Below are 19,448 nucleotides of genomic sequence, written 5' to 3'. Positions count from 1 at the left end.
ATGGGACTACGGCAAAAAGTCCTGGTCGTCGATGACGAGCCGGACATCCGCGAACTCCTGGAAATCACCCTGGGACGGATGAAACTCGAGACCTTCAGTGCCCGCAATGTTGCCGAGGCGCTGGCGCTATTGAAACGCGAGACCTTCGACCTGTGCCTGACCGACATGCGTATGCCGGACGGCTCCGGCCTTGAGCTGGTGCAATACATCCAGCAACGTTATCCACAGGTGCCCGTGGCGATGATCACGGCTTATGGCAGCCTCGACACCGCGATCAATGCGCTCAAGGCCGGGGCCTTCGACTTTTTGACCAAACCGGTGGACCTCACCCGCCTGCGCGAACTGGTCACCAACGCCCTGCTGCTCCCCGTAGCAGAGGTCGCCATTGACCGACGTTTGCTCGGTGATTCATTGCCGATGCGCACGCTACGCAAGCACATCACCAAACTGGCGCGCAGTCAGGCACCGGTGTACATCAGTGGCGAATCCGGTAGCGGTAAAGAATTGGTCGCGCGCCTGATCCATGACCAGGGCCCCCGCGCCAACCAACCGTTCATTCCGATCAACTGCGGAGCGATTCCGTCGGAACTGATGGAAAGCGAGTTTTTTGGCCACCGCAAAGGCAGCTTCAGCGGTGCCATCGAAGACAAGCCCGGCCTGTTCCAGGCGGCCCAAGGCGGTACCCTTTTCCTCGACGAAGTGGCTGATCTGCCACTGGCGATGCAAGTCAAACTGTTGCGCGCCATTCAGGAAAAAGCCGTGCGTCGTGTCGGCGGGCAGCAGGAGACGTTGGTTGATGTACGCATCCTTTGTGCAACGCACAAGGACCTGGATGCCGAAGTCGCCGCCGAGCGCTTTCGACAGGATCTGTACTACCGCTTGAACGTCATCGAGATTCGAGTGCCACCTTTGCGCGAGCGCCGCGATGACATCGAAACACTGTCCAGTCACATGCTCAAACGCCTCGTCGCCGACACCGGTCAACCTGCGGCAAAACTCCACCCGCAAGCCCTCGATGCGCTGAAAAGCTACCGCTTCCCTGGCAACGTCCGGGAGCTGGAAAACATGCTCGAACGTGCGCATACGTTGTGCGAGAACAAGCAGATCGAAGCGAGCGACTTGCGCCTGGCCGAAGGCAACTGCGCCGTCGAAGGCGGCCTGCCGGATCTGACGCAGATCGACAATCTGGAAACCTATCTGGAAAACGTCGAACGCCAGTTGCTGCTTCAGGCGCTGGAAGAAACCCGCTGGAACCGCACGGCGGCGGCTCAGCGGTTGAACCTTTCGTTCAGGTCGATGCGGTATCGATTGAAGAAATTAGGGTTGGATTAAGCATTAAAGATCGCAGCCTTCGGCAGCGCCTGCATGGCTGCGATCTTTTGACTTTACGTCAGATCCGCCCGCTCGGCGCATACGGCGCCGGATCAATAATCGGCGCCCGCCCCAGCATCACATCGGCAAACAACTGACACGATGCTGGCGCCAGCACCAACCCGTTACGGTAGTGCCCGCAGTTGAGCCAGAGCCCTTCAAACCCCGGTACTCGACCGATGTAAGGAATGCCTTCCGGCGATCCCGGGCGTAATCCGGCCCAATGTCCGACCACTTCGGCGTCGGCCAGGGCAGGAATCAATTCCTCCGCCGAGGCCTTGAGGCTTTCCAGCGCCGACCGGGTGGGTGTCTTGTCGAAACCTTCATGTTCCAGTGTGCTGCCGATCAGGATGTGACCATCGCGCCGGGGTATCGCATAACGCCCCTTGGCCAGAACGATACTCGGCAGGAAATCCGCCGCGCACTTGTAGAGGATCATCTGCCCTTTCACGGGCTCGACGGGCAGTTCAAGGCCCAGGCCCTTGAGCAGATCACCGCTCCATGCGCCTGCGGTCAAGACCACTTGATCGCCATGGATGACACCAGTGGCCGTGTGCACGCCGACCACTTTATCGCCGTCACGAACAAACCCGCTGACTTCGCATTGCTCATGAATCGTCACGTTCGGCAGCGCCAGCAACGCGGCCTTCAGCGACTTCACCAGGCGTGGATTACGCACATTGGCCACATCGGCCATGTGGATCGCCCGGGAAAAACCGCCGCCCAGCACCGGAACCGCGTCGTGAGCCGCCGAGATATCCACAGCCCTCAAAGGACGGTTTTCCCGAACGGCCCAAGCCAGCGCTTCGGCCTCGTCATTCAGGTCGAGCCAGTACAGGCCAGTGATATGCACTTCAGGATCGACGCCAGTCGCTGCAAACAAGCGCTCGCCCAGCTGTGGATAAAAATCCTGGGACCAATGAGCCAACGCAGTCACTGCCGGGCTGTAGCGCCACGGGTAAAGTGGCGAAACGATCCCGCCGCCGGCCCAGGAAGATTCCTGGCCGACGCTCGAACGATCCAGCAGCACAACACTCTGCACTTCGGACGCCAGATTGAATGCCGTCAGCAAACCAATCACACCGCCGCCGACAATCACCACTTGCTGTTGCCTGGTCATGTTCTGATCCAACCATTCATTAGACATAGGGCGCAAAAGGCACCCGAAAGAAATCTCAACGCCCCCAGCAATCCTTGGTGGTCAGGCCGGATGCGGCGTTGACCATGCCGAGCACACCGGTGTTGGTGATGGTGAAATCACCACACTTGTCTGTGGCCATGCTGCCGTCCGCCTTGCGCACAGCCGTCAGCAGGAAGGACTGGTCGGTCAGCGTCGAAGTGATCGTGTAGTAGTCGTTGCCGGGGCTCAGGCCGGCAGCACCGGTGTAGGCATTTTTTTGCGAGTAGAAGCGTTCAAGCATCTGCGCTTGTTCAGACAGCAGCCCGGCCACTTCGGCGCGTCGCCCTTTCTGCAGATATTCGGTAAAACTCGGTGCAGCAATGGTCATGACAATACCGATGATTGCAATCACGATCATGATTTCGATCAGGGTAAAGCCGCGGTTGAATCTGTGCATGCCTCAACTCTCACTTACTGTATTTGTCGCCACATGATGCGACGGCTGCCGCCGCCGGTTTTTTCCACCCCTTGGGCGTTGTCGCCACTGGAGTCACTGTCGATTTCGGTGTTGTCATCGTCAATGGCGCTTGTGTCCTCTCCGACAAACACAACCCCGCTTGAAATCGCATCGGGGTTATCGACCACGCCATCGCCATTACTGTCGAGCATCTTAACGCTGAACGCCTCGGGCAGCTTCAGGCAGATTGGTCTCAACCCCACTTTGTCGTGATAGAAACCATACCAGTGACCAGAGGCCAGGCAACGCTCCCGGTTCAGGGCGGGCTTGTCCGGCGGTGAAAAGGACCAGGCGGGAACTGCAAGACACATCGCCAAAACAGCGCCGCACACACGAATCCGAAAACCTACGCGCTGCTCAATATTTCGCATAAGTGCTCTCCACCACACTGCGAGAACTGCCCACAATGCCTACCGCTGTTACCCGGTACAGCGTCGCTGGCGTATTGATCGGCACGTTCACCACATTTCGTACGACACCTAAATTTTGCACGCCATAAAAGCCCTTGCCGGATGCGATCCACGTCACCCCCGACGTGGTATTGAACCCTGCTGCCGTTATCACCGACGACTCAGCCGGTGGCGCGCATTGGCGAACACCGCTGCACACCGGCAGCGAATAGCTGTCTCGCTGCACTGCGCTTTCGCCCACTCGCAGCACGGCTTCGGCGCTCTGGAACGTTTGATTGCGCAGAGCCACACTGCCGGCCATTTTTTCCTGCAGCGTGGCACTCTGCATCGATGAAATGCCGATCAGCGTCAGCAACAACAAAAACACCAGACTGACCAGCAGCGCCATGCCGCGCTCGGATTGGCAACTCATTGATCGCCCTCTCACAGCAAGCGGTTGCGCAAGGCGGCAACCACATTGAAGGTTTGATCACGGACCCTGTGGTTGGGGTCATACAGCGTCAGCGTCAGACGAACGCTGCGGATGCGCGCAGGGTCCGTCGGGTTGCTGCTGTAACTGGACGCGCCGATGTCAGTGGCGGAACTGGCGAGACCGAAGCTCACATCGAACGCACTGACATTATTCACCAGCACCTGTTGCGCGCCCTCTCCGCTCCCCATCGACAGTTGATTGTTGCTGAAGCGGTAAATCACCCGCCGGATCGGAAACGCCAGTTGCCCCGGTGGGGGCGTCGAGGCCTCGCTATGTGCCGTTGCACTGTTGCGACAATCGGAAATCACCGTCCAGCTGGGCTTGCCGCCATTGCTGCCGACATCCGCCGTTATCAACGTCAATTTGCGGGCGGAGTTGTCCCAACGAATCGGCGACATCTGGCTTGCCGCGAAGTCCTTTTTCAAGCTCGAATCGGTGATCGTCCCCTGGCAGCCGAACATGCCGACCATACGGATTTCCTGGATCAGTTTGCTCAGCACGAAACGCGCATCTTCCTGCATGGTGGCTGCGGCGTTCTGGCTGAGATACGTGTTTTTGGACGCGATGAACACTTGCACTACACCCAGCACGACGATCAGGCTCAGCGCCAGGGCGATCAGCAATTCGATGAGGCCAAAGCCTTTGCTGCCGCGGCTCACGGGGTCATCACCGGGTCGACGGTTGCGCGGCTGGTCAGGACGAAACTGCGTCGCGAATCAGCCATGTTGGCCGCTCGCGAGTCGTACCATTCGATGGTGATCGTGTACACCCGTTGATTGACGGTGATGCTGCCGGTGGCAGTGGGGCCGCCAAAACCGATGATATTGGTGTTGAAGTCGTAAAGATCCTGATCCCGGGTAACGTTCAGGTTGCCCGACGCGGGTGGCGCAACGGTGTAATCGGCAGTCGCGTTGGCGCGAATGCGGTCCATCATGTCGTAGGCGATAAAGCTCGCCTGGCTGCTCATGCGTGAACTGTCCGTGTACTTCAGCGCATTGAGCTGTAATGCCGCCGCCCCCAGCAACCCCACGCCGAGTATCAACAACGCCACCAGGACCTCGATCAGCGTCATGCCCTTTTGTACAGACCTGCTCCCTGCCCTCATCCGCAACTTCCACCCAAAAGAATCCGTCCGTTCAAACACACATTCAGCGTCCTGCTTTGCTCGCCCAGCACATGACTGATCACCACCCCTGTGGACGGTGATGACAACCCGCCCAGTGGATCGAAATCGATGGCAGTGACCTCTGAGGTTAGCGTCAGGTTTGCACCGCTGCTCATCGCCGGAATAACCCGCAACACATTGGCCAATTTGCCAGTACCGTCATAAACCGCCAGCGCCCCGGTCCAGACACTGTCCCCTGCCATCGGTCGAAGCCGCGTAGTGGCGCCTCGATCGATGGCCTCGAGTCGGGCGAAGTTCAAGCCGCGTTGCAGATCATTGATTTCGGTATCAGCCTTGGTCGATTGCGCCGACCGGGTAAATGCCGGCACGGCCAGCGTCATCAGTACCAGCAAGATCGCAATTGCGAGCAGCAACTCGATCAGCGTGAAACCTTTTGTACGATGATCCATCGATGTCCTCCGTTGCCGTCGGCTATACCTGCATTAACACGCCTGCACATTCGGCCGGCGCTCACACAAGGAACGCGTAAGCCACAGCACTCCAGGGAGGAGGACGTCATGCATCAACGAGGTTTCAGCCTGATTGAACTGCTCATGGGACTGGCAATTGCCGGAATTGTTCTGCAATTGGTCAGCCCGGCGTTTGCTGCACTCAATGAATCGAACCATCGCGAGCAAGCCGCACAGTCGCTTTACGGTGGAATACGCACCGCCAGGACCGAAGCCATCACCCGCAATCAGGCCGTGGTGATCTACGGCATCAACGGCGACTGGAGCCAGGGCTGGCGGATCATTCTGGATATCAGTGGCAAGGGGTATAAGGACAGCCAAAATCCGCTGCTGGCCGAGCGTCTGAGCGCTGCGCAAGTGCCCGTTGCCGGGAATCAAACTGTCCGGCACTTCGTCAGATTCAGCAGTTTGGGCGAACCGCAGTTCGCCAAAGGGGGCTTTCAAGCGGGGACGTTACACATTTGCGCAGCCCACGAACCGGTGAGCCACCAGCAAGTCGTGCTGGCGCCCTCCGGTCGCGTCAGTCTGCGCAGCGACAAGGCTGAACAGGCGTTATGCACAGAAGGGAAGAAACTCAGAGCAGCGAGCGGACGCGCAACTCTTTAGGCATCGAGAACGTGATGTTCTCTTCGCGACCAGCCAGCTCGTCGGCACCGGTGGCGCCCCAAGCCTGCAACTGCTGGATCACGCCACGCACCAGCACTTCCGGAGCAGAAGCGCCCGCGGTGATACCAATACGCTCTACACCGTCGAACCAGCTCTTTTGCAGGTCTTCGGCGCCGTCGATCAGATAGGCCGGCGTAGACATGCGCTCGGCGAGTTCGCGCAGGCGATTGGAGTTGGAGCTGTTCGGGCTGCCGACCACCAATACCACATCGCACTCGTCGGCCAGTTGCTTGACTGCGTCCTGACGGTTTTGCGTGGCGTAGCAGATGTCATCTTTGCGCGGACCACCGATGGCCGGGAAACGCGCACGCAGTGCGTCGATAACGCGACTGGTATCGTCCATCGACAGCGTGGTCTGGGTCACGAACGCGAGCTTTTCCGGGTTATTCACCTGCAACGCAGCCACATCTTTCTCGTCTTCGACCAGATAGATCGCGCCGCCATTGCCCTCGTCGTACTGGCCCATGGTGCCTTCGACTTCCGGGTGACCGGCATGGCCGATAAGGATGCACTCACGGCCGTCACGACTGTACCGCGCAACTTCGATATGGACTTTGGTCACCAGCGGGCAAGTGGCGTCGAATACTTTCAGCCCACGCCCCGTCGCTTCAGTACGCACGGCCTGGGAAACGCCGTGGGCGCTGAAGATCACGATGACATCGTCTGGCACCTGATCCAGTTCTTCGACAAAGATCGCGCCACGGGAGCGCAGGTCTTCGACGACAAACTTGTTGTGGACCACTTCATGGCGCACATAGATCGGTGGCCCGAAAACTTCCAGGGCGCGGTTGACGATTTCGATCGCCCGGTCCACACCGGCGCAGAAGCCACGGGGATTGGCGAGTTTGATTTGCATGCTGTGCCTCGTGTCTTGCGCGCGAAAACAATGAAAAACCATTGTGGGAACGAGCCTGCTGTGGCGAGGGGGCTTGCCCCCGTTCGATTGCGTAGCAATCGTAAACAGACACCGCAGGCTCATTCAGAAGCGACGCGGCCGATTTCAGGGGCGCTTCGCACCCCAACGGGGGCAAGCCCCCTCGCCACAAAGGCTCGCGCCCACATTTTTGATCGTGTCCGATCAGTTACATTACAGCGCTTTGACGGAAATGATTTCCACGTCAAAGGTCAAGGTCTTGCCAGCCAACGGGTGGTTGAAGTCGATGGTCACTTGAGCATCGTCGAACTCTTTCACCACGCCAGGCAATTCAGTATTGGCCGCATCGTTGAAGATCACCAGCAAACCGGGCGACAGCTCCATGTCCTGGAACTGCGAGCGCGGGATGATCTGTACGTTTTGCGGGTTCGGCTGGCCGAAAGCGTTTTCCGGCTCGATGTTCAGCGTGCGCTTGTCACCGGCCTTGAAACCGAACAATGCCGCTTCGAAACCTGGCAACAGGTTGCCATCACCGACTTTGAAGGTCGCCGGGGCTTTGTCGAAGGTGCTGTCCACCGTGTCGCCGTTCTCCAGGCGCAATGCGAAGTGCAAGGTGACTTCCGTGTTCTGGCCGATGCGTTGCTCAGCCAATACCTGTTCAGTCATTTACGGCTTCTCCGGTCTTTTTACTTTTGAACATGTCCAGTGCCAGCATTACCGCACCAACCGTGATGGCGCTGTCGGCAACGTTGAAGGCCGGGAAACGCCAGCGATCCTGCCAATGCACCAGAATGAAATCGATCACATGGCCCAGGGCAATGCGGTCATACAAATTGCCTAGCGCGCCACCCAACACCAGTGCCAGGGCAACTGCCAGCCAGGTTTCGTTGCGTCCCAGACGCTTGAGCCAGACCACCAGCACTGCACTGACCACGATGGCGATCAGGGCAAACAACCAGCGCTGCCAGCCAGAGCTGTCAGCCAGGAAGCTGAACGCAGCGCCAGTGTTGTAGGCCAGGGTCCAGCTGAACAAATCGGGAATCACGACGATCTGCTGATACATCTCAAGCTTGCCTTCGAAGTAAAACTTGCTGGCCTGGTCGATGACCAGAACCAGCAGGCTCAACCAAAGCCAGCTCAGCCGTCCGAAACGGCCAATGGCATTAGGCATAGTGACGAACCTCGCCTGCGCCGCTGATGTTATCGACACAACGGCCGCAGATTTCAGGATGCTCCGGGTTCACGCCGACGTCTTCACGGCAGTGCCAGCAACGGGCGCACTTGGCGTGGCTCGACTTGACGATTTGCAGCTTCAAGCCGCCGACTTCGGTCACCACGGCATTGGCCGGCGCTTGCACCAGCGGTGCAACAGCGGCGGTCGAGGTGATCAGTACAAAGCGCAGCTCGTTGCTCAGCTTGGCCAGATCGGCGCTCAGCGCGTCTTCGGCGAACAGTGTCACTTCGGCCTGCAGGTTGCCACCGACAGCCTTGGCGGCGCGCTGGATTTCCATTTCCTTGTTGACCGCAACCTTCACGGCCATGATCCGGTCCCAATACGCGCGACCCAGTTCGAAACCTTCCGGCAATTCGGTCAGGCCTTCGTACCAGGTGTTGAGCATTACCGACTCGTTACGCTCACCCGGCAGGTATTGCCACAGCTCGTCGGCGGTGAAGGCCAGGATCGGTGCGATCCAGCGAACCAGCGCTTCGGAGATGTGGAACAGCGCGGTTTGCGCCGAACGACGGGCCTTGCTGTTGGCGCCGGTGGTGTACTGGCGGTCCTTGATGATGTCGAGGTAAAAACCACCCAGCTCCTGCACGCAGAAGTTGTGGATCTTCGAGTACACGTTCCAGAAACGGTATTCGCCGTAGTGCTCTTGCAGCTCGCGCTGCAGCAGCAAGGTGCGGTCCACGGCCCAACGGTCCAGCGCGAGCATTTCTTCGGCTGGCAGGATGTCGGTCGCCGGGTTGAAGCCGGTCAGGTTCGACAGCAGGAAGCGCGCGGTGTTACGAATACGCCGGTAGGCGTCCGCACTGCGTTGCAGGATCTGCTCGGAAACGGCCATTTCGCCCGAATAGTCGGTCGATGCAACCCACAGACGCATGATGTCGGCGCCCAGGGTGTCGTTGACTTTCTGCGGTGCAATGACGTTGCCCAGGGACTTGGACATTTTGCGGCCGGACTCGTCGACGGTGAAGCCGTGAGTCAGCAGCTCGCGATACGGCGCGTGGTTGTCGATGGCGCAACCGGTCAGCAGGGACGAGTGGAACCAGCCACGGTGCTGGTCCGAACCTTCCAGGTACAGGTCGGCGCGCGGACCGGTTTCGTGGCCCATAGGGTGCGAACCGCGCAGGACATGCCAGTGCGTGGTGCCCGAATCGAACCAGACGTCCAGCGTGTCGCTGATCTTGTCGTACTGCGGCGCTTCATCGCCCAGCAGCTCGGCGGCGTCCAGCTTGAACCAGGCCTCGATGCCTTCGACTTCAACGCGCTTGGCGACTTCTTCCATCAGTTCAACGGTACGAGGGTGCAGCTCGCCGCTTTCCTTGTTCAGGAAAAACGGGATCGGCACGCCCCAGTTGCGCTGACGGGAAATGCACCAGTCAGGACGGTTGGCGATCATCGAGTGCAGACGCGCCTGGCCCCAGGCCGGAACGAACTGAGTCTCTTCGATGGCTTTGAGCGAGCGCTGGCGCAGGGTGTCGCCAGTCACTGGCTGCTTGTCCATGCCGATGAACCACTGCGCGGTGGCGCGGTAGATCAGCGGGGTCTTGTGGCGCCAGCAGTGCATGTAGCTGTGTTCGATGATGGTGGTGTGCAGCAGCGCACCGACTTCAGTCAGCTTGTCGACGATGGCCGGGTTGGCCTTCCAGATGAACTGGCCGCCGAAGAACTCCAGCGAGGTCGCGTACACGCCGTTGCTCTGGACCGGATTGAGGATGTCGTCGTTGACCATGCCGTACTTCTTGCAGGTCACGAAGTCGTCCACGCCATAGGCCGGAGCGGAGTGAACCACACCAGTGCCAGCGCCCAGCTCAACGTAGTCGGCCAGGTAAACCGGCGACAGACGGTCGTAGAACGGGTGACGGAAATTGATCAGTTCCAGTGCTTTACCGGTCGTGGTCGCAATGACCGAACCTTGCAGCGAGTAGCGCGCCAGGCACGACTCGACCAGCTCTTCAGCCAGCACCAGCAGTTTGTCGCCGACATCGACCAGGGCGTAGTTGAATTCAGGGTGAACGTTCAGCGCCTGGTTGGCCGGGATGGTCCACGGGGTGGTGGTCCAGATCACGATCGAGGCAGGCTTGGCCAGCGACGGCAGGCCGAAAGCGGCAGCCAGTTGGGCTTCATCGGCAATCGGGAACGCCACGTCGATGGTCGAGGACTTCTTGTTCTCGTACTCGACTTCCGCTTCAGCCAGGGCCGAACCGCAGTCGAAGCACCAGTTCACAGGCTTCAAGCCCTTGAACACGAAACCGCCCTTGACGATTTCGGCCAAGGCGCGGATTTCACCGGCCTCGTTCTTGAAGTCCATGGTCTTGTACGGGTTGGCGAAGTCGCCCAGCACGCCGAGACGGATGAACTCGGACTTCTGGCCTTCGATCTGCTCCGTGGCGTAGGCCCGGCACAGTTCGCGGGTCTTGTCCGCGCCCAGGTTCTTGCCGTGGGTCACTTCGACTTTGTGCTCGATCGGCAGACCGTGGCAGTCCCAGCCCGGAACATAAGGCGCATCGAAACCCGACAGGGTCTTCGAGCGGATGATCATGTCCTTGAGAATCTTGTTCAGCGCATGACCGATGTGAATCGAGCCGTTGGCGTACGGAGGGCCGTCGTGCAATACGAACTTCGGACGATCCTTGCCAATCTCGCGCAACTTTCCGTACAGGCCAATACTGTCCCAGCGCTGCAGAATCTGCGGTTCGCGCTGTGGCAGGCCGGCCTTCATTGGGAAGGCGGTGTCCGGAAGGTTTAGCGTGGCTTTATAGTCGGTCATTTAAGGCTCTTCATTAGCGATGGGCGCTAGGTGCGGCTAGTGCACGGGCGGCGGCGACATCCGCGCTGATCGCCGTTTTCAGCGCCTCCAGAGAGGCGAAACGCTGCTCTTCACGCAGCTTGTGGTGGAAAACCACCGTTAACCGCCGGTCATACAGATCGCCGGCAAAATCTAAAAGATGTACTTCCAGGTGGGCTTTGCCATCACCTTGGACCGTAGGCCGCACGCCGATATTGGCGACGCCGGGGCAGTTCTTGCCGTCGATCTCGACGTCGACCAGGTACACCCCGGTGAACGGCACACGACGGCGTTTGAGTTGAATATTGGCGGTGGGTGTACCCAACTGCCGGGCGAGCTTCTGACCATGCAACACCCGACCGGCGATCCGGTAAGGTCGACCCAGCAGACGTTCGGCCAGGGCGAAGTCAGCGGCGGCCAGAGCGTTACGCACCTGCGTGCTGCTGACACGGATGCCATCCAGTTCGACTGTCTGCGCCGCTTCAACGGTAAAACCCTGAACCATGCCGGCCTGCAGCAGAAAATCGAAATCCCCTGCCCGGTCACAGCCGAAACGGAAGTCGTCACCGACCTCCAGATGCTGCACGCCGAGGCCGTCCACCAGAATGGTATCGACGAACTCACTGGCGCTGAGCTTGCTCAGACGCTGGTTGAAAGCCAGGCACAAAACGCGATCAACGCCTTCGGCGGCCAACAACTGCAGTTTGTCCCGCAGGCGGGCCAGACGGGCCGGTGCGGTGTCCGGAGCAAAGAACTCGCGCGGTTGCGGCTCGAAAATCACCACGCAGCTGGGCACGCCCAACTCGAGCGCACGCTCACGCAGCCGCGCCAGGATAGCCTGGTGGCCACGGTGTACACCGTCAAAGTTGCCAATAGTGGCGACGCAGCCCCGATGCTGGGGGCGCAGATTGTGGAGGCCTCGAACCAGCTGCATAACGCGCTTCTTGCTCATAAAGTGGTCGATTATAACCACACCCGGCGGCCGACGACAGGCAACACCGTAACCCAAAGTGATCGAGCCGACCAAACCGTCGGCTCGCCCCTGTTTATTGAGGCCCGAACCTCAGCCCAGCGTCTTGCGATTGAAGTCGCGCAAACGAAAGCCCATCAACACTAACATGCCGAAATACGTCACCACACCAGCGGCCACCAAGGCACCCAGGCGCAGGAAACGCTCGAGCATCTGCCCCTCGCCCCAGGCCGGCATGAAATGCATCCCGGCCAGCAATACGCCAGACATCACCGAGACCGCGATCACCAGCTTCAAGCCGAACTTCGCCCAGCCCGGTTGCGGCTGGTACATCTGCTGCTTGCGCAGTTGATAGAACAACAGCCCCGCATTCAGGCAGGCACCGGCACTGATAGCCAGCGCCAGACCGGCGTGAGCCAATGGCCCGATCAGCATCAGGTTGAACAATTGAGTCACGACGAGCGTGAAAATCGCGATTTTTACCGGCGTCCGGATGTTTTGTTGCGCATAAAAGCCGGGAGCCAGCACTTTGATCACAATAATCCCCAGCAATCCGACCGAATAGGCAATCAGGGCACGCTGGGTCATCGCCGCGTCAAACGCACTGAACTGGCCGTACTGGAACAACGAAACCGTCAATGGCTCGGCCAGAATCCCCAACGCCAGGGAACACGGCAGCACCAGCACAAAGCACAGGCGCAGCCCCCAATCGAGGATGCGCGAATACTCGTGGCGATCCTTGCTGGCATAGGTTTTGGCCAGCGTTGGCAACAGAATCGTACCCAGCGCCACGCCCAGTACGCCGGACGGCAATTCCATCAAACGGTCGGCGTAGTACATCCACGACACGGAGCCGGCGACCAGGAACGAAGCAAAAATGGTGTTGATGATCAGCGAGATCTGGCTCACCGACACGCCGAGAATCGCCGGCAACATCTGCTTCATCACCCGCCAGACGCCGCTGTCGCGCAGACTCAGGCGCGGCAGCACCAGCATGCCGATTTTTTTCAGGTGCGGCAGCTGATAGAGCAACTGCGCCAATCCGCCCGCCAATACGGCCCAGCCGAGCGCCATCACGGGAGGATCGAAGTACGGCGTCAGAAACAGCGCAAAGATGATCATGCTGACGTTCAGCAGGGTCGGCACAAAGGCCGGCACCGAAAAACGGTTCCAGGTATTGAGGACCGCGCCAGCCAGTGAGGATAAGGAAATCAGCAGAATGTAGGGAAAGGTGACCCGCAGCAGGCTGGTAGTCAGCTCGAATTTTTCCGGTGTATCGGTGAAACCCGGTGCCGTCACCCAGATAATCCACGGCGCAGCAATCATCCCCAGCACCGTCACCAGCGCCAGCACGAGCGTCAGCAGGCCCGAGACATAAGCGATAAAGGTTCGTGTCGCCTCCTCACCCTGCTGGCTCTTGTATTCGGCAAGAATCGGCACGAATGCTTGAGAAAACGCCCCCTCGGCGAAAATCCGGCGCAGCAGATTGGGCAGTTTGAAGGCGATAAAGAAGGCGTCAGTCGCCATTCCCGCGCCAAATGTGCGCGCAATGAGGGTGTCACGAACAAACCCAAGAACCCGGGAAAGCATTGTGATAGAGCTGACGGCGGCCAACGATTTGAGCAGATTCATTGAAAGAGTTTGTGCCTGTCGATAAACAGCAGGCGAATAAAGCGCCCACTTATGCGATACTCCGCGCCGCAACAGCACAGAGCCAAAGCTCGCGAGTTTACAGGTCGCACGCTGGAAAGAAATCTCCAAGCTTGCATCACCTACCACTTAGCGGAACGTCTCAACCGCCCTTGACAAGACCTCAACTCATCGGCATGATTCGCGGCCTATTTTGTTTGCTATTTCCTAAAAAGTCTTTCGAGGAGCTCGACGGTGGCCAACTCACCTTCCGCCAAAAAACGTGCAAAACAGGCTGAGAAGCGTCGCAGCCACAACGCCAGCCTGCGTTCCATGGTTCGTACCTACATCAAGAATGTAGTTAAGGCCATCGACGCAAAAGACGCTGAAAAAGCTCAAGCTGCATACGTTCTGGCTGTGCCAGTTATCGACCGTATGGCCGATAAAGGCATCATCCACAAGAACAAGGCTGCTCGCCATAAGAGCCGTTTGAATGGCCACGTTAAGGCCCTGAACGTTGCCGCTGCTGCCTAAGCGACTCGTTCATTAAAAAACCGACCTCAGGGTCGGTTTTTTATTGCCTGCGATTTGGCGGACACACAAAACTGTAGGAGCGAGCTTGCTCGCGATGACGGATTAACATTCAGCATTTGTGCTGGCTGGATATCCGCTATCGCGAGCAAGCTCGCCCCTACAGTTCGATTGACGTCCGATTACTGAGCGTGAGCCCACGGCAAAATCGGAATCGCCGTCACCGCATTCTGCGGGCTGCCTTCGATCAAGCGATCGCTGTACACCAGATACACCAGCGTATTGCGCTTCTTGTCGAGGAAGCGCACCACCTGCATGGTCTTGAAGACCAGCGAGGTACGCTCCTTGAACACCTCGTCACCATCCTTGAGCTCGCCCTTGAAGCTGATCGGCCCAACCTGACGACAAGCGATAGACGCCTCGGCACGATCTTCGGCCAAACCAAGACCACCCTTCATGCCGCCAGTCTTGGCGCGGGACAGATAGCAGGTCACACCTTCGACCTTGGGATCGTCAAAAGCCTCGACCACAATCCGGTCATTCGGCCCGACGAATTTGAACACCGTCGACACCTGACCAATCTCTTCGGCCGAAGCCAGCAGCGGCATCGCCAACAGCAACCCCAACAATCCTTTTGCCACGCGCATTCAGTTATTCCTTTTAGACCAGGATCAGGTTGTCGCGGTGAACCAGTTCCGGTTCCGCCATGTAACCCAACAGACCGACAATCGCATCAGACGACTGACCGATGATTTTTTGCGCCTCGAGCGCGCTGTAGTTGGCCAGGCCACGCGCAATTTCACGACCGTCCGGCGCCACGCACACAACCATTTCGCCGCGACGGAAACTGCCCTGGACCAATTTGACGCCAACCGGCAGCAAACTTTTGTTGCCTTGGGACAACGCCGTCACCGCCCCCGCATCGAGCACCAGGGTACCGCGGGTTTGCAGATGCCCGGCCAGCCACTGCTTGCGCGCCGCGAGCATGCCGCGCTCAGGCGATAGCAGCGTACCGATGCGCTCGCCCGCCTTGAGGCGATCCAGCACGCGCTCAATGCGCCCACCAACGATGATGGTATGAGCACCGGAACGCGCAGCCAGACGCGCCGCACGCAATTTGGTCTGCATGCCGCCACGACCCAACGCACCACCCGTACTGCCCGCGACCGCATCGAGCGCAGGATCGTCGGCCCGCGCTTCATAAATCAGCTGGGCATCCGGGTTGTTGCGCGGATCGGCGTCGAACATGCCATCGCGATCGGTGAGGATCACCAGCAGATCAGCTTCGACCAGGTTGGCGACCAATGCCGCCAGGGTGTCGTTGTCGCCGAAACGGATTTCGTCGGTGACCACGGTGTCGTTTTCGTTGATTACCGGGATAACCTTCAGCTCGACCAGCGCACGCAAGGTACTGCGGGCATTCAGGTAGCGCTTGCGGTCGGACAGGTCATCGTGAGTCAGAAGAATCTGCGCGGTGTGCCGACCATGCTCGGCAAAGCTCGATTCCCACGCCTGCACCAACCCCATCTGACCGATGGCAGCAGCGGCCTGAAGCTCGTGCATTGCACTGGGTCGCGCAGTCCAGCCCAAACGGCTCATGCCAGCCGCCACCGCCCCGGAGGACACCAGCACCAACTCGACACCCGCCTCGTGCAAGGCCACCATCTGTTCAACCCAGACACCCATTGCCGCGCGATCCAGGCCTTTGCCGTCCGCCGTCAGCAAAGCGCTGCCGATCTTCACGACCCAACGCTGCGCACCTGTCACCTTGCTCCGCATCATCTTCAACCTTAGCTTGAGGGCAGCGCGACCTAGCACCGCCCGTGACGTTATTCGTGGTTATTCGTGACCAACAATCGATTTCCAGATACTAAAACGCCGCTCGATTGAGCGGCGCTTAAGTTTATCGCAACGAATCAGTCACGCACGTAAATGATTTCCGGACCGTCTTCGTCATCCACATCTTCTTCGTCCCAATCATCATCGCCGATGTCGTGGACCGACTTCACGCCGCTGCGACGCAGGGCACGCTGATCATCCAGCGCCTGCAACTGAGCACGGGCTTCGTCTTCGATGCGCTGATCGAGGTCAGCCAGCTCTTCCTTGTAGGCCGGGTCGTTAGCCAGACGATCGGCACGATCCTCCAGGTAACGCATGATGTCGTGGCACAGGCGCTCGGTGTTCTGCTTGGCGATGGCCGAGATCACGTAGACCGGACCGGTCCACTCCAGGCGATCAACGATTTCCTTGACGCGAGCATCGTGCTCTTCATCGAGGATCTGGTCGCACTTGTTCAGGATCAACCAGCGATCACGCTCAGCCAAGGACGGGCTGAACTTGGTCAGCTCGTTGACGATGACTTCCGCCGCGTCCGGTGCACTGGTGTCATCCAACGGCGCCATGTCGACGAGGTGCAACAGCAGACGCGTACGCGACAAGTGCTTGAGGAAGCGAATCCCCAGGCCTGCGCCGTCGGAAGCACCTTCGATCAGGCCCGGAATGTCCGCAACCACGAAGCTTTTCCAGCGATCGACACTGACCACACCCAGGTTCGGGACCAAGGTAGTGAACGGGTAGTCAGCGACTTTCGGCTTGGCGGCCGACACCGAACGAATGAATGTGCTCTTGCCGGCATTCGGCAAGCCCAGCAGACCCACGTCCGCCAGCACTTTCATTTCCAGCTTCAAGTCACGCTGTTCGCCTGGCTTGCCCGGGGTCGTCTGGCGTGGCGCACGGTTGGTACTGGATTTGAATCGGGTGTTACCCAGACCGTGCCAGCCACCATGAGCCACGAGCAACTTCTGACCAGCCTTGGTCAGGTCGCCAATCACTTCCTGAGTGGCGGAGTCGATCACCGTGGTGCCGACCGGCACGCGCAGCACCAGCTCTTCACCTTTTTTACCGGTGCAGTCAGTGCTGCCGCCATTGGAGCCACGCTCGGCATCGAAGTGCCGGGTGTAACGGTAGTCGACCAGGGTGTTGAGGTTTTCGTCGGCGATCATGTAGACCGAGCCGCCATCACCACCATCACCGCCGTTCGGGCCGCCGTTCTCAATGAATTTCTCGCGACGGAAGCTCATGCAACCGTTGCCGCCGTCACCGGCCTTTACTCGAATCGATACTTCATCAACAAACTTCATAACAAAACGCCTCTCGCCATACGGACGAGCCGAAAAAATCTAGACATAAGACTCTTGCAAAAATGAGCGCAGCGACCTCAATCAACGACCGCGAATACAGCGCTGGAGCCCACCTTCAAACAGCTTTGCAAGAGACTCACCCCACAAACGAAAAAGCCCCGTCGCAAGACAGGGCTTTTCCAGCAACCACGTAATTATGCCGCGACGACTTCAGTCTTCGGGACAATGCTTACGTAACGACGACCGAAGGCGCCCTTTACTTCGAACTTGATCACGCCGTCGATTTTAGCGAACAGAGTGTGATCTTTGCCCATGCCAACGCCGTAGCCAGCGTGGAATTGGGTGCCGCGCTGACGCACGATGATGTTGCCCGGAATGATAACCTGGCCGCCATACATCTTCACGCCAAGGCGTTTGGCTTCTGAGTCGCGACCGTTACGGGTACTACCACCAGCTTTTTTGTGTGCCATGAGTTCAATTCTCCTAGTGAGGAATTAGGCTGAAATTAAGCCTGAATACCGGTGATTTTGATCTCGGTGTACCACTGGCGGTGGCCCATACGCTTCATGTGGTGCTTACGGCGACGGAACTTGATGATGCGGACTTTATCGTGACGACCTTGGGAGATCACTTCAGCCACAACGGTAGCGCCAGCAACAACTGGAGCGCCGATATTCACGTCGTCGCCATTGGCAACCAACAGAACGCGATCAAAGGTAACGGATTCGCCGGTAGCGATTTCCAGTTTTTCGATCTTCAGGTATTCACCTGGGGCGACTTTGTACTGCTTGCCGCCAGTAACGATTACTGCATAAGACATGGTATTTCTCCGATAATCCTGCTCACCCAGCTCTTTATAAGAAGAGGTATTGGCTGGCATGGCTGCATGGGGCTGGAAGGCCCGCTTGCAATTGCGTAAGGCAGGTGCTGCCCAGGAAGTTCAGGGTGCGCGATTGTACGCAAGCCACGCCCCGCTTGCAAGGGGCCGTCTATCGCGCCTTGACACCTGCAAGCGTGGGTCCTAGCATGCCGCGCAACCCCTCTGGAGCGACTGTCTCTGATGCAACCCCAAGCTTTCTACCGCGCGGTGGCGGACGATTTTAGCGCCGTCGACGGCATCATCAAGAAGCAGCTGACTTCCCGAGTACCGTTGGTATCGAAAATCGGCGACTACATTACCTCGGCTGGCGGAAAACGCCTTCGCCCTCTATTAGTGTTGCTGTGTGGCAAGGCACTGGGTCGCGAAGGCGACGAACTGCGTTTGCTGGCCGCGACCATCGAATTCCTGCACACCGCGACACTGCTGCATGACGACGTCGTCGACATGTCCGGCATGCGCCGTGGCCGTTCGACTGCCAACGCCATGTGGGGCAACGCGCCGAGCGTGCTGGTGGGCGATTTCCTGTATTCGCGCTCGTTCGAAATGATGGTCGAACTGGGCTCGATGCCGGTGATGAAGATCCTGTCGCAAGCCACACGCATCATCGCCGAAGGTGAAGTGCTGCAGCTGTCGAAGGTCCGTGACGCCAGCACCACCGAAGAAACCTACATGGAAGTCATCCGCGGCAAGACTGCGATGCTCTTCGAAGCCTCGACCCACAGTGCTGCAGCCCTGTGCGAAGCGACGCCGGAACAGGCTGAAGCCCTGCGCACGTTTGGCGACCATCTGGGTGTGGCCTTCCAGTTGGTCGACGACCTGCTGGACTACAAGGGCGACGCGCAAACCCTGGGCAAGAACGTCGGTGACGATCTGGCCGAAGGCAAGCCGACCCTGCCGCTGATCTACACCATGCGCGAAGGGACGCCGGAACAGGCCGCCCTGGTGCGCAAGGCGATCCAGAAAGGTGGTATCGAAGACCTGGAAAGCATCCGCGAAGCCGTGGAAGCCTCGGGTTCGCTGGAGTACACCGCACAACTGGCCCGTGATTACGTGGCTCGTGCGATCAAGTGCCTCGACGCGCTGCCTGCCAGCGAATACCGCGATGCACTGGTTGAACTGAGCGAGTTCGCGGTCGCGCGTACGCATTGATACGCGCTCTGTAGGAGCCGGCTTGCTGGCGATTGCATCATCCCGGCGTTCCTGACACACCGAGTTGCATG

At 59.0% G+C, this 19,448-nt stretch carries 22 protein-coding genes; 4 read left to right on the top strand and 18 right to left on the bottom strand.

Going from position 1 to position 19,448, the window contains the following annotated elements; all coding sequences use genetic code 11:
• Entirely contained in the window at positions 1-1,332 is a 1,332-nt protein-coding gene (locus CKW15_RS20540) for a sigma-54 dependent transcriptional regulator (RefSeq protein ID WP_095152626.1), read from the top strand.
• A 58-nt stretch (positions 1,333-1,390) separates the two neighbouring features.
• Here CKW15_RS20540 and thiO read toward each other — a convergent pair whose 3' ends face one another.
• Genes thiO through CKW15_RS20505 form a run of 7 tightly spaced genes read right to left on the bottom strand, consistent with a single transcriptional unit; the run spans position 1,391 to position 5,465 of the window.
• Positions 1,391-2,491, bottom strand: coding sequence for a glycine oxidase ThiO (gene thiO / locus CKW15_RS20535; RefSeq protein ID WP_095057158.1), 1,101 nt, complete (start codon positions 2,489-2,491; stop codon positions 1,391-1,393).
• Between the two features lie 55 nt (positions 2,492-2,546).
• On the bottom strand, positions 2,547-2,948 hold the full coding sequence (locus CKW15_RS20530; protein ID WP_095057159.1) for a type IV pilin protein: 402 nt from the start codon (positions 2,946-2,948) through the stop codon (positions 2,547-2,549).
• A 14-nt stretch (positions 2,949-2,962) separates the two neighbouring features.
• The gene (locus tag CKW15_RS20525) at positions 2,963-3,379 is read right to left on the bottom strand and encodes a hypothetical protein (protein ID WP_095057160.1); all 417 of its coding nucleotides are present in this window, start codon (positions 3,377-3,379) and stop codon (positions 2,963-2,965) included.
• Positions 3,366-3,830 carry a PilX N-terminal domain-containing pilus assembly protein gene (locus tag CKW15_RS20520; protein WP_371856312.1) on the bottom strand — a complete coding sequence of 155 codons (465 nt, stop codon included), beginning with the start codon at positions 3,828-3,830 and terminating at the stop codon, positions 3,366-3,368. The genes CKW15_RS20525 and CKW15_RS20520 overlap by 14 nt, the downstream gene beginning before the upstream one ends.
• A gap of 11 nt (positions 3,831-3,841) precedes the next feature.
• Entirely contained in the window at positions 3,842-4,549 is a 708-nt protein-coding gene (locus CKW15_RS20515; protein ID WP_095057162.1) for a PilW family protein, read from the bottom strand.
• Positions 4,546-4,995, bottom strand: a complete 450-nt coding sequence (pilV, locus tag CKW15_RS20510) for a type IV pilus modification protein PilV (protein ID WP_095057163.1) — start codon at positions 4,993-4,995, stop codon at positions 4,546-4,548. The genes CKW15_RS20515 and pilV overlap by 4 nt, the downstream gene beginning before the upstream one ends.
• Positions 4,992-5,465 (bottom strand): GspH/FimT family protein, encoded by a 474-nt coding sequence (locus CKW15_RS20505; RefSeq protein WP_095057164.1) that lies wholly within the window; start codon positions 5,463-5,465, stop codon positions 4,992-4,994. The genes pilV and CKW15_RS20505 overlap by 4 nt, the downstream gene beginning before the upstream one ends.
• A 108-nt stretch (positions 5,466-5,573) precedes the next feature.
• Here CKW15_RS20505 and CKW15_RS20500 point away from each other — a divergent pair, with 108 nt between their 5' ends.
• A complete protein-coding gene (locus CKW15_RS20500; protein WP_095057165.1) occupies positions 5,574-6,131 on the top strand; it encodes a GspH/FimT family pseudopilin in 558 nt (185 codons plus the stop codon).
• Here CKW15_RS20500 and ispH read toward each other — a convergent pair.
• From ispH to murJ, 6 genes are all read right to left on the bottom strand, one after another.
• Positions 6,100-7,047, bottom strand: a complete 948-nt coding sequence (ispH, locus tag CKW15_RS20495) for a 4-hydroxy-3-methylbut-2-enyl diphosphate reductase (RefSeq protein ID WP_095057166.1) — start codon at positions 7,045-7,047, stop codon at positions 6,100-6,102. The two genes, CKW15_RS20500 and ispH, sit on opposite strands and share 32 nt — an antisense overlap.
• Positions 7,048-7,278: 231 nt before the next feature.
• Positions 7,279-7,716, bottom strand: a complete 438-nt coding sequence (fkpB, locus tag CKW15_RS20485) for an FKBP-type peptidyl-prolyl cis-trans isomerase (protein WP_177408785.1) — start codon at positions 7,714-7,716, stop codon at positions 7,279-7,281.
• A gap of 7 nt (positions 7,717-7,723) precedes the next feature.
• Positions 7,724-8,236: a signal peptidase II gene (gene lspA / locus CKW15_RS20480; protein WP_095057168.1), complete on the bottom strand. Its 513-nt coding sequence runs from the start codon at positions 8,234-8,236 to the stop codon at positions 7,724-7,726.
• Positions 8,229-11,060 carry an isoleucine--tRNA ligase gene (gene ileS, locus CKW15_RS20475; protein ID WP_095057169.1) on the bottom strand — a complete coding sequence of 944 codons (2,832 nt, stop codon included), beginning with the start codon at positions 11,058-11,060 and terminating at the stop codon, positions 8,229-8,231. Before ileS ends, lspA begins: the two co-directional genes overlap by 8 nt.
• Positions 11,061-11,073: 13 nt before the next feature.
• Positions 11,074-12,012: a bifunctional riboflavin kinase/FAD synthetase gene (ribF, locus tag CKW15_RS20470; protein ID WP_095057170.1), complete on the bottom strand. Its 939-nt coding sequence runs from the start codon at positions 12,010-12,012 to the stop codon at positions 11,074-11,076.
• A gap of 129 nt (positions 12,013-12,141) precedes the next feature.
• Positions 12,142-13,680, bottom strand: a complete 1,539-nt coding sequence (gene murJ / locus CKW15_RS20465; RefSeq protein WP_095057171.1) for a murein biosynthesis integral membrane protein MurJ — start codon at positions 13,678-13,680, stop codon at positions 12,142-12,144.
• Positions 13,681-13,932: 252 nt separating this feature from the next.
• On the opposite strand from murJ, the gene rpsT reads away from it, so the two are divergent.
• On the top strand, positions 13,933-14,211 hold the full coding sequence (gene rpsT, locus CKW15_RS20455; RefSeq protein WP_020798646.1) for a 30S ribosomal protein S20: 279 nt from the start codon (positions 13,933-13,935) through the stop codon (positions 14,209-14,211).
• A 179-nt stretch (positions 14,212-14,390) separates the two neighbouring features.
• Here rpsT and CKW15_RS20450 read toward each other — a convergent pair whose 3' ends face one another.
• The 5 genes from CKW15_RS20450 to rplU all read right to left on the bottom strand — a co-directional run bounded on the left by CKW15_RS20450 (position 14,391) and on the right by rplU (position 18,168).
• Positions 14,391-14,855 carry a CreA family protein gene (locus CKW15_RS20450; protein ID WP_095057172.1) on the bottom strand — a complete coding sequence of 155 codons (465 nt, stop codon included), beginning with the start codon at positions 14,853-14,855 and terminating at the stop codon, positions 14,391-14,393.
• A gap of 13 nt (positions 14,856-14,868) precedes the next feature.
• Positions 14,869-15,987, bottom strand: a complete 1,119-nt coding sequence (gene proB, locus CKW15_RS20445) for a glutamate 5-kinase (RefSeq protein WP_095057173.1) — start codon at positions 15,985-15,987, stop codon at positions 14,869-14,871.
• A gap of 137 nt (positions 15,988-16,124) precedes the next feature.
• Positions 16,125-17,348 carry an Obg family GTPase CgtA gene (gene cgtA / locus CKW15_RS20440; protein ID WP_053162546.1) on the bottom strand — a complete coding sequence of 408 codons (1,224 nt, stop codon included), beginning with the start codon at positions 17,346-17,348 and terminating at the stop codon, positions 16,125-16,127.
• 194 nt (positions 17,349-17,542) lie between these two features.
• A complete protein-coding gene (rpmA, locus tag CKW15_RS20435; RefSeq protein WP_017340859.1) occupies positions 17,543-17,818 on the bottom strand; it encodes a 50S ribosomal protein L27 in 276 nt (91 codons plus the stop codon).
• Between the two features lie 35 nt (positions 17,819-17,853).
• Positions 17,854-18,168 (bottom strand): 50S ribosomal protein L21, encoded by a 315-nt coding sequence (gene rplU / locus CKW15_RS20430; RefSeq protein ID WP_003176051.1) that lies wholly within the window; start codon positions 18,166-18,168, stop codon positions 17,854-17,856.
• 240 nt (positions 18,169-18,408) lie between these two features.
• On the opposite strand from rplU, the gene CKW15_RS20425 reads away from it, so the two are divergent.
• A complete protein-coding gene (locus tag CKW15_RS20425) occupies positions 18,409-19,377 on the top strand; it encodes a polyprenyl synthetase family protein (protein ID WP_095057174.1) in 969 nt (322 codons plus the stop codon).
• The last annotated feature ends 71 nt before the right edge of the window (positions 19,378-19,448 follow it).

This window comes from Pseudomonas sp. Irchel s3b5, assembly GCF_900187435.1.
GTDB lineage: Bacteria > Pseudomonadota > Gammaproteobacteria > Pseudomonadales > Pseudomonadaceae > Aquipseudomonas.
This window is presented reverse-complemented; position numbering and strand designations above follow the sequence as displayed.

Excerpts from the sequence above, each read along its gene's own strand:
- CKW15_RS20450 (WP_095057172.1), bottom strand. The coding sequence starts at position 14,855 with ATGCGCGTGGCAAAAGGATTGTTGGGGTTGCTGTTGGCGATGCCGCTG.
- CKW15_RS20540 (WP_095152626.1), top strand. The coding sequence starts at position 1 with ATGGGACTACGGCAAAAAGTCCTGGTCGTCGATGACGAGCCGGACATC.
- rplU (WP_003176051.1), bottom strand. The coding sequence starts at position 18,168 with ATGTCTTATGCAGTAATCGTTACTGGCGGCAAGCAGTACAAAGTCGCC.
- CKW15_RS20525 (WP_095057160.1), bottom strand. The coding sequence starts at position 3,379 with ATGCGAAATATTGAGCAGCGCGTAGGTTTTCGGATTCGTGTGTGCGGC.
- ispH (WP_095057166.1), bottom strand. The coding sequence starts at position 7,047 with ATGCAAATCAAACTCGCCAATCCCCGTGGCTTCTGCGCCGGTGTGGAC.
- rpmA (WP_017340859.1), bottom strand. The coding sequence starts at position 17,818 with ATGGCACACAAAAAAGCTGGTGGTAGTACCCGTAACGGTCGCGACTCA.
- murJ (WP_095057171.1), bottom strand. The coding sequence starts at position 13,680 with ATGAATCTGCTCAAATCGTTGGCCGCCGTCAGCTCTATCACAATGCTT.
- ribF (WP_095057170.1), bottom strand. The coding sequence starts at position 12,012 with ATGCAGCTGGTTCGAGGCCTCCACAATCTGCGCCCCCAGCATCGGGGC.
- cgtA (WP_053162546.1), bottom strand. The coding sequence starts at position 17,348 with ATGAAGTTTGTTGATGAAGTATCGATTCGAGTAAAGGCCGGTGACGGC.
- pilV (WP_095057163.1), bottom strand. The coding sequence starts at position 4,995 with ATGAGGGCAGGGAGCAGGTCTGTACAAAAGGGCATGACGCTGATCGAG.
- ileS (WP_095057169.1), bottom strand. The coding sequence starts at position 11,060 with ATGACCGACTATAAAGCCACGCTAAACCTTCCGGACACCGCCTTCCCA.
- CKW15_RS20530 (WP_095057159.1), bottom strand. The coding sequence starts at position 2,948 with ATGCACAGATTCAACCGCGGCTTTACCCTGATCGAAATCATGATCGTG.
- CKW15_RS20425 (WP_095057174.1), top strand. The coding sequence starts at position 18,409 with ATGCAACCCCAAGCTTTCTACCGCGCGGTGGCGGACGATTTTAGCGCC.
- thiO (WP_095057158.1), bottom strand. The coding sequence starts at position 2,491 with ATGACCAGGCAACAGCAAGTGGTGATTGTCGGCGGCGGTGTGATTGGT.
- CKW15_RS20500 (WP_095057165.1), top strand. The coding sequence starts at position 5,574 with ATGCATCAACGAGGTTTCAGCCTGATTGAACTGCTCATGGGACTGGCA.
- lspA (WP_095057168.1), bottom strand. The coding sequence starts at position 8,236 with ATGCCTAATGCCATTGGCCGTTTCGGACGGCTGAGCTGGCTTTGGTTG.
- CKW15_RS20505 (WP_095057164.1), bottom strand. The coding sequence starts at position 5,465 with ATGGATCATCGTACAAAAGGTTTCACGCTGATCGAGTTGCTGCTCGCA.
- proB (WP_095057173.1), bottom strand. The coding sequence starts at position 15,987 with ATGCGGAGCAAGGTGACAGGTGCGCAGCGTTGGGTCGTGAAGATCGGC.
- CKW15_RS20520 (WP_371856312.1), bottom strand. The coding sequence starts at position 3,830 with ATGAGTTGCCAATCCGAGCGCGGCATGGCGCTGCTGGTCAGTCTGGTG.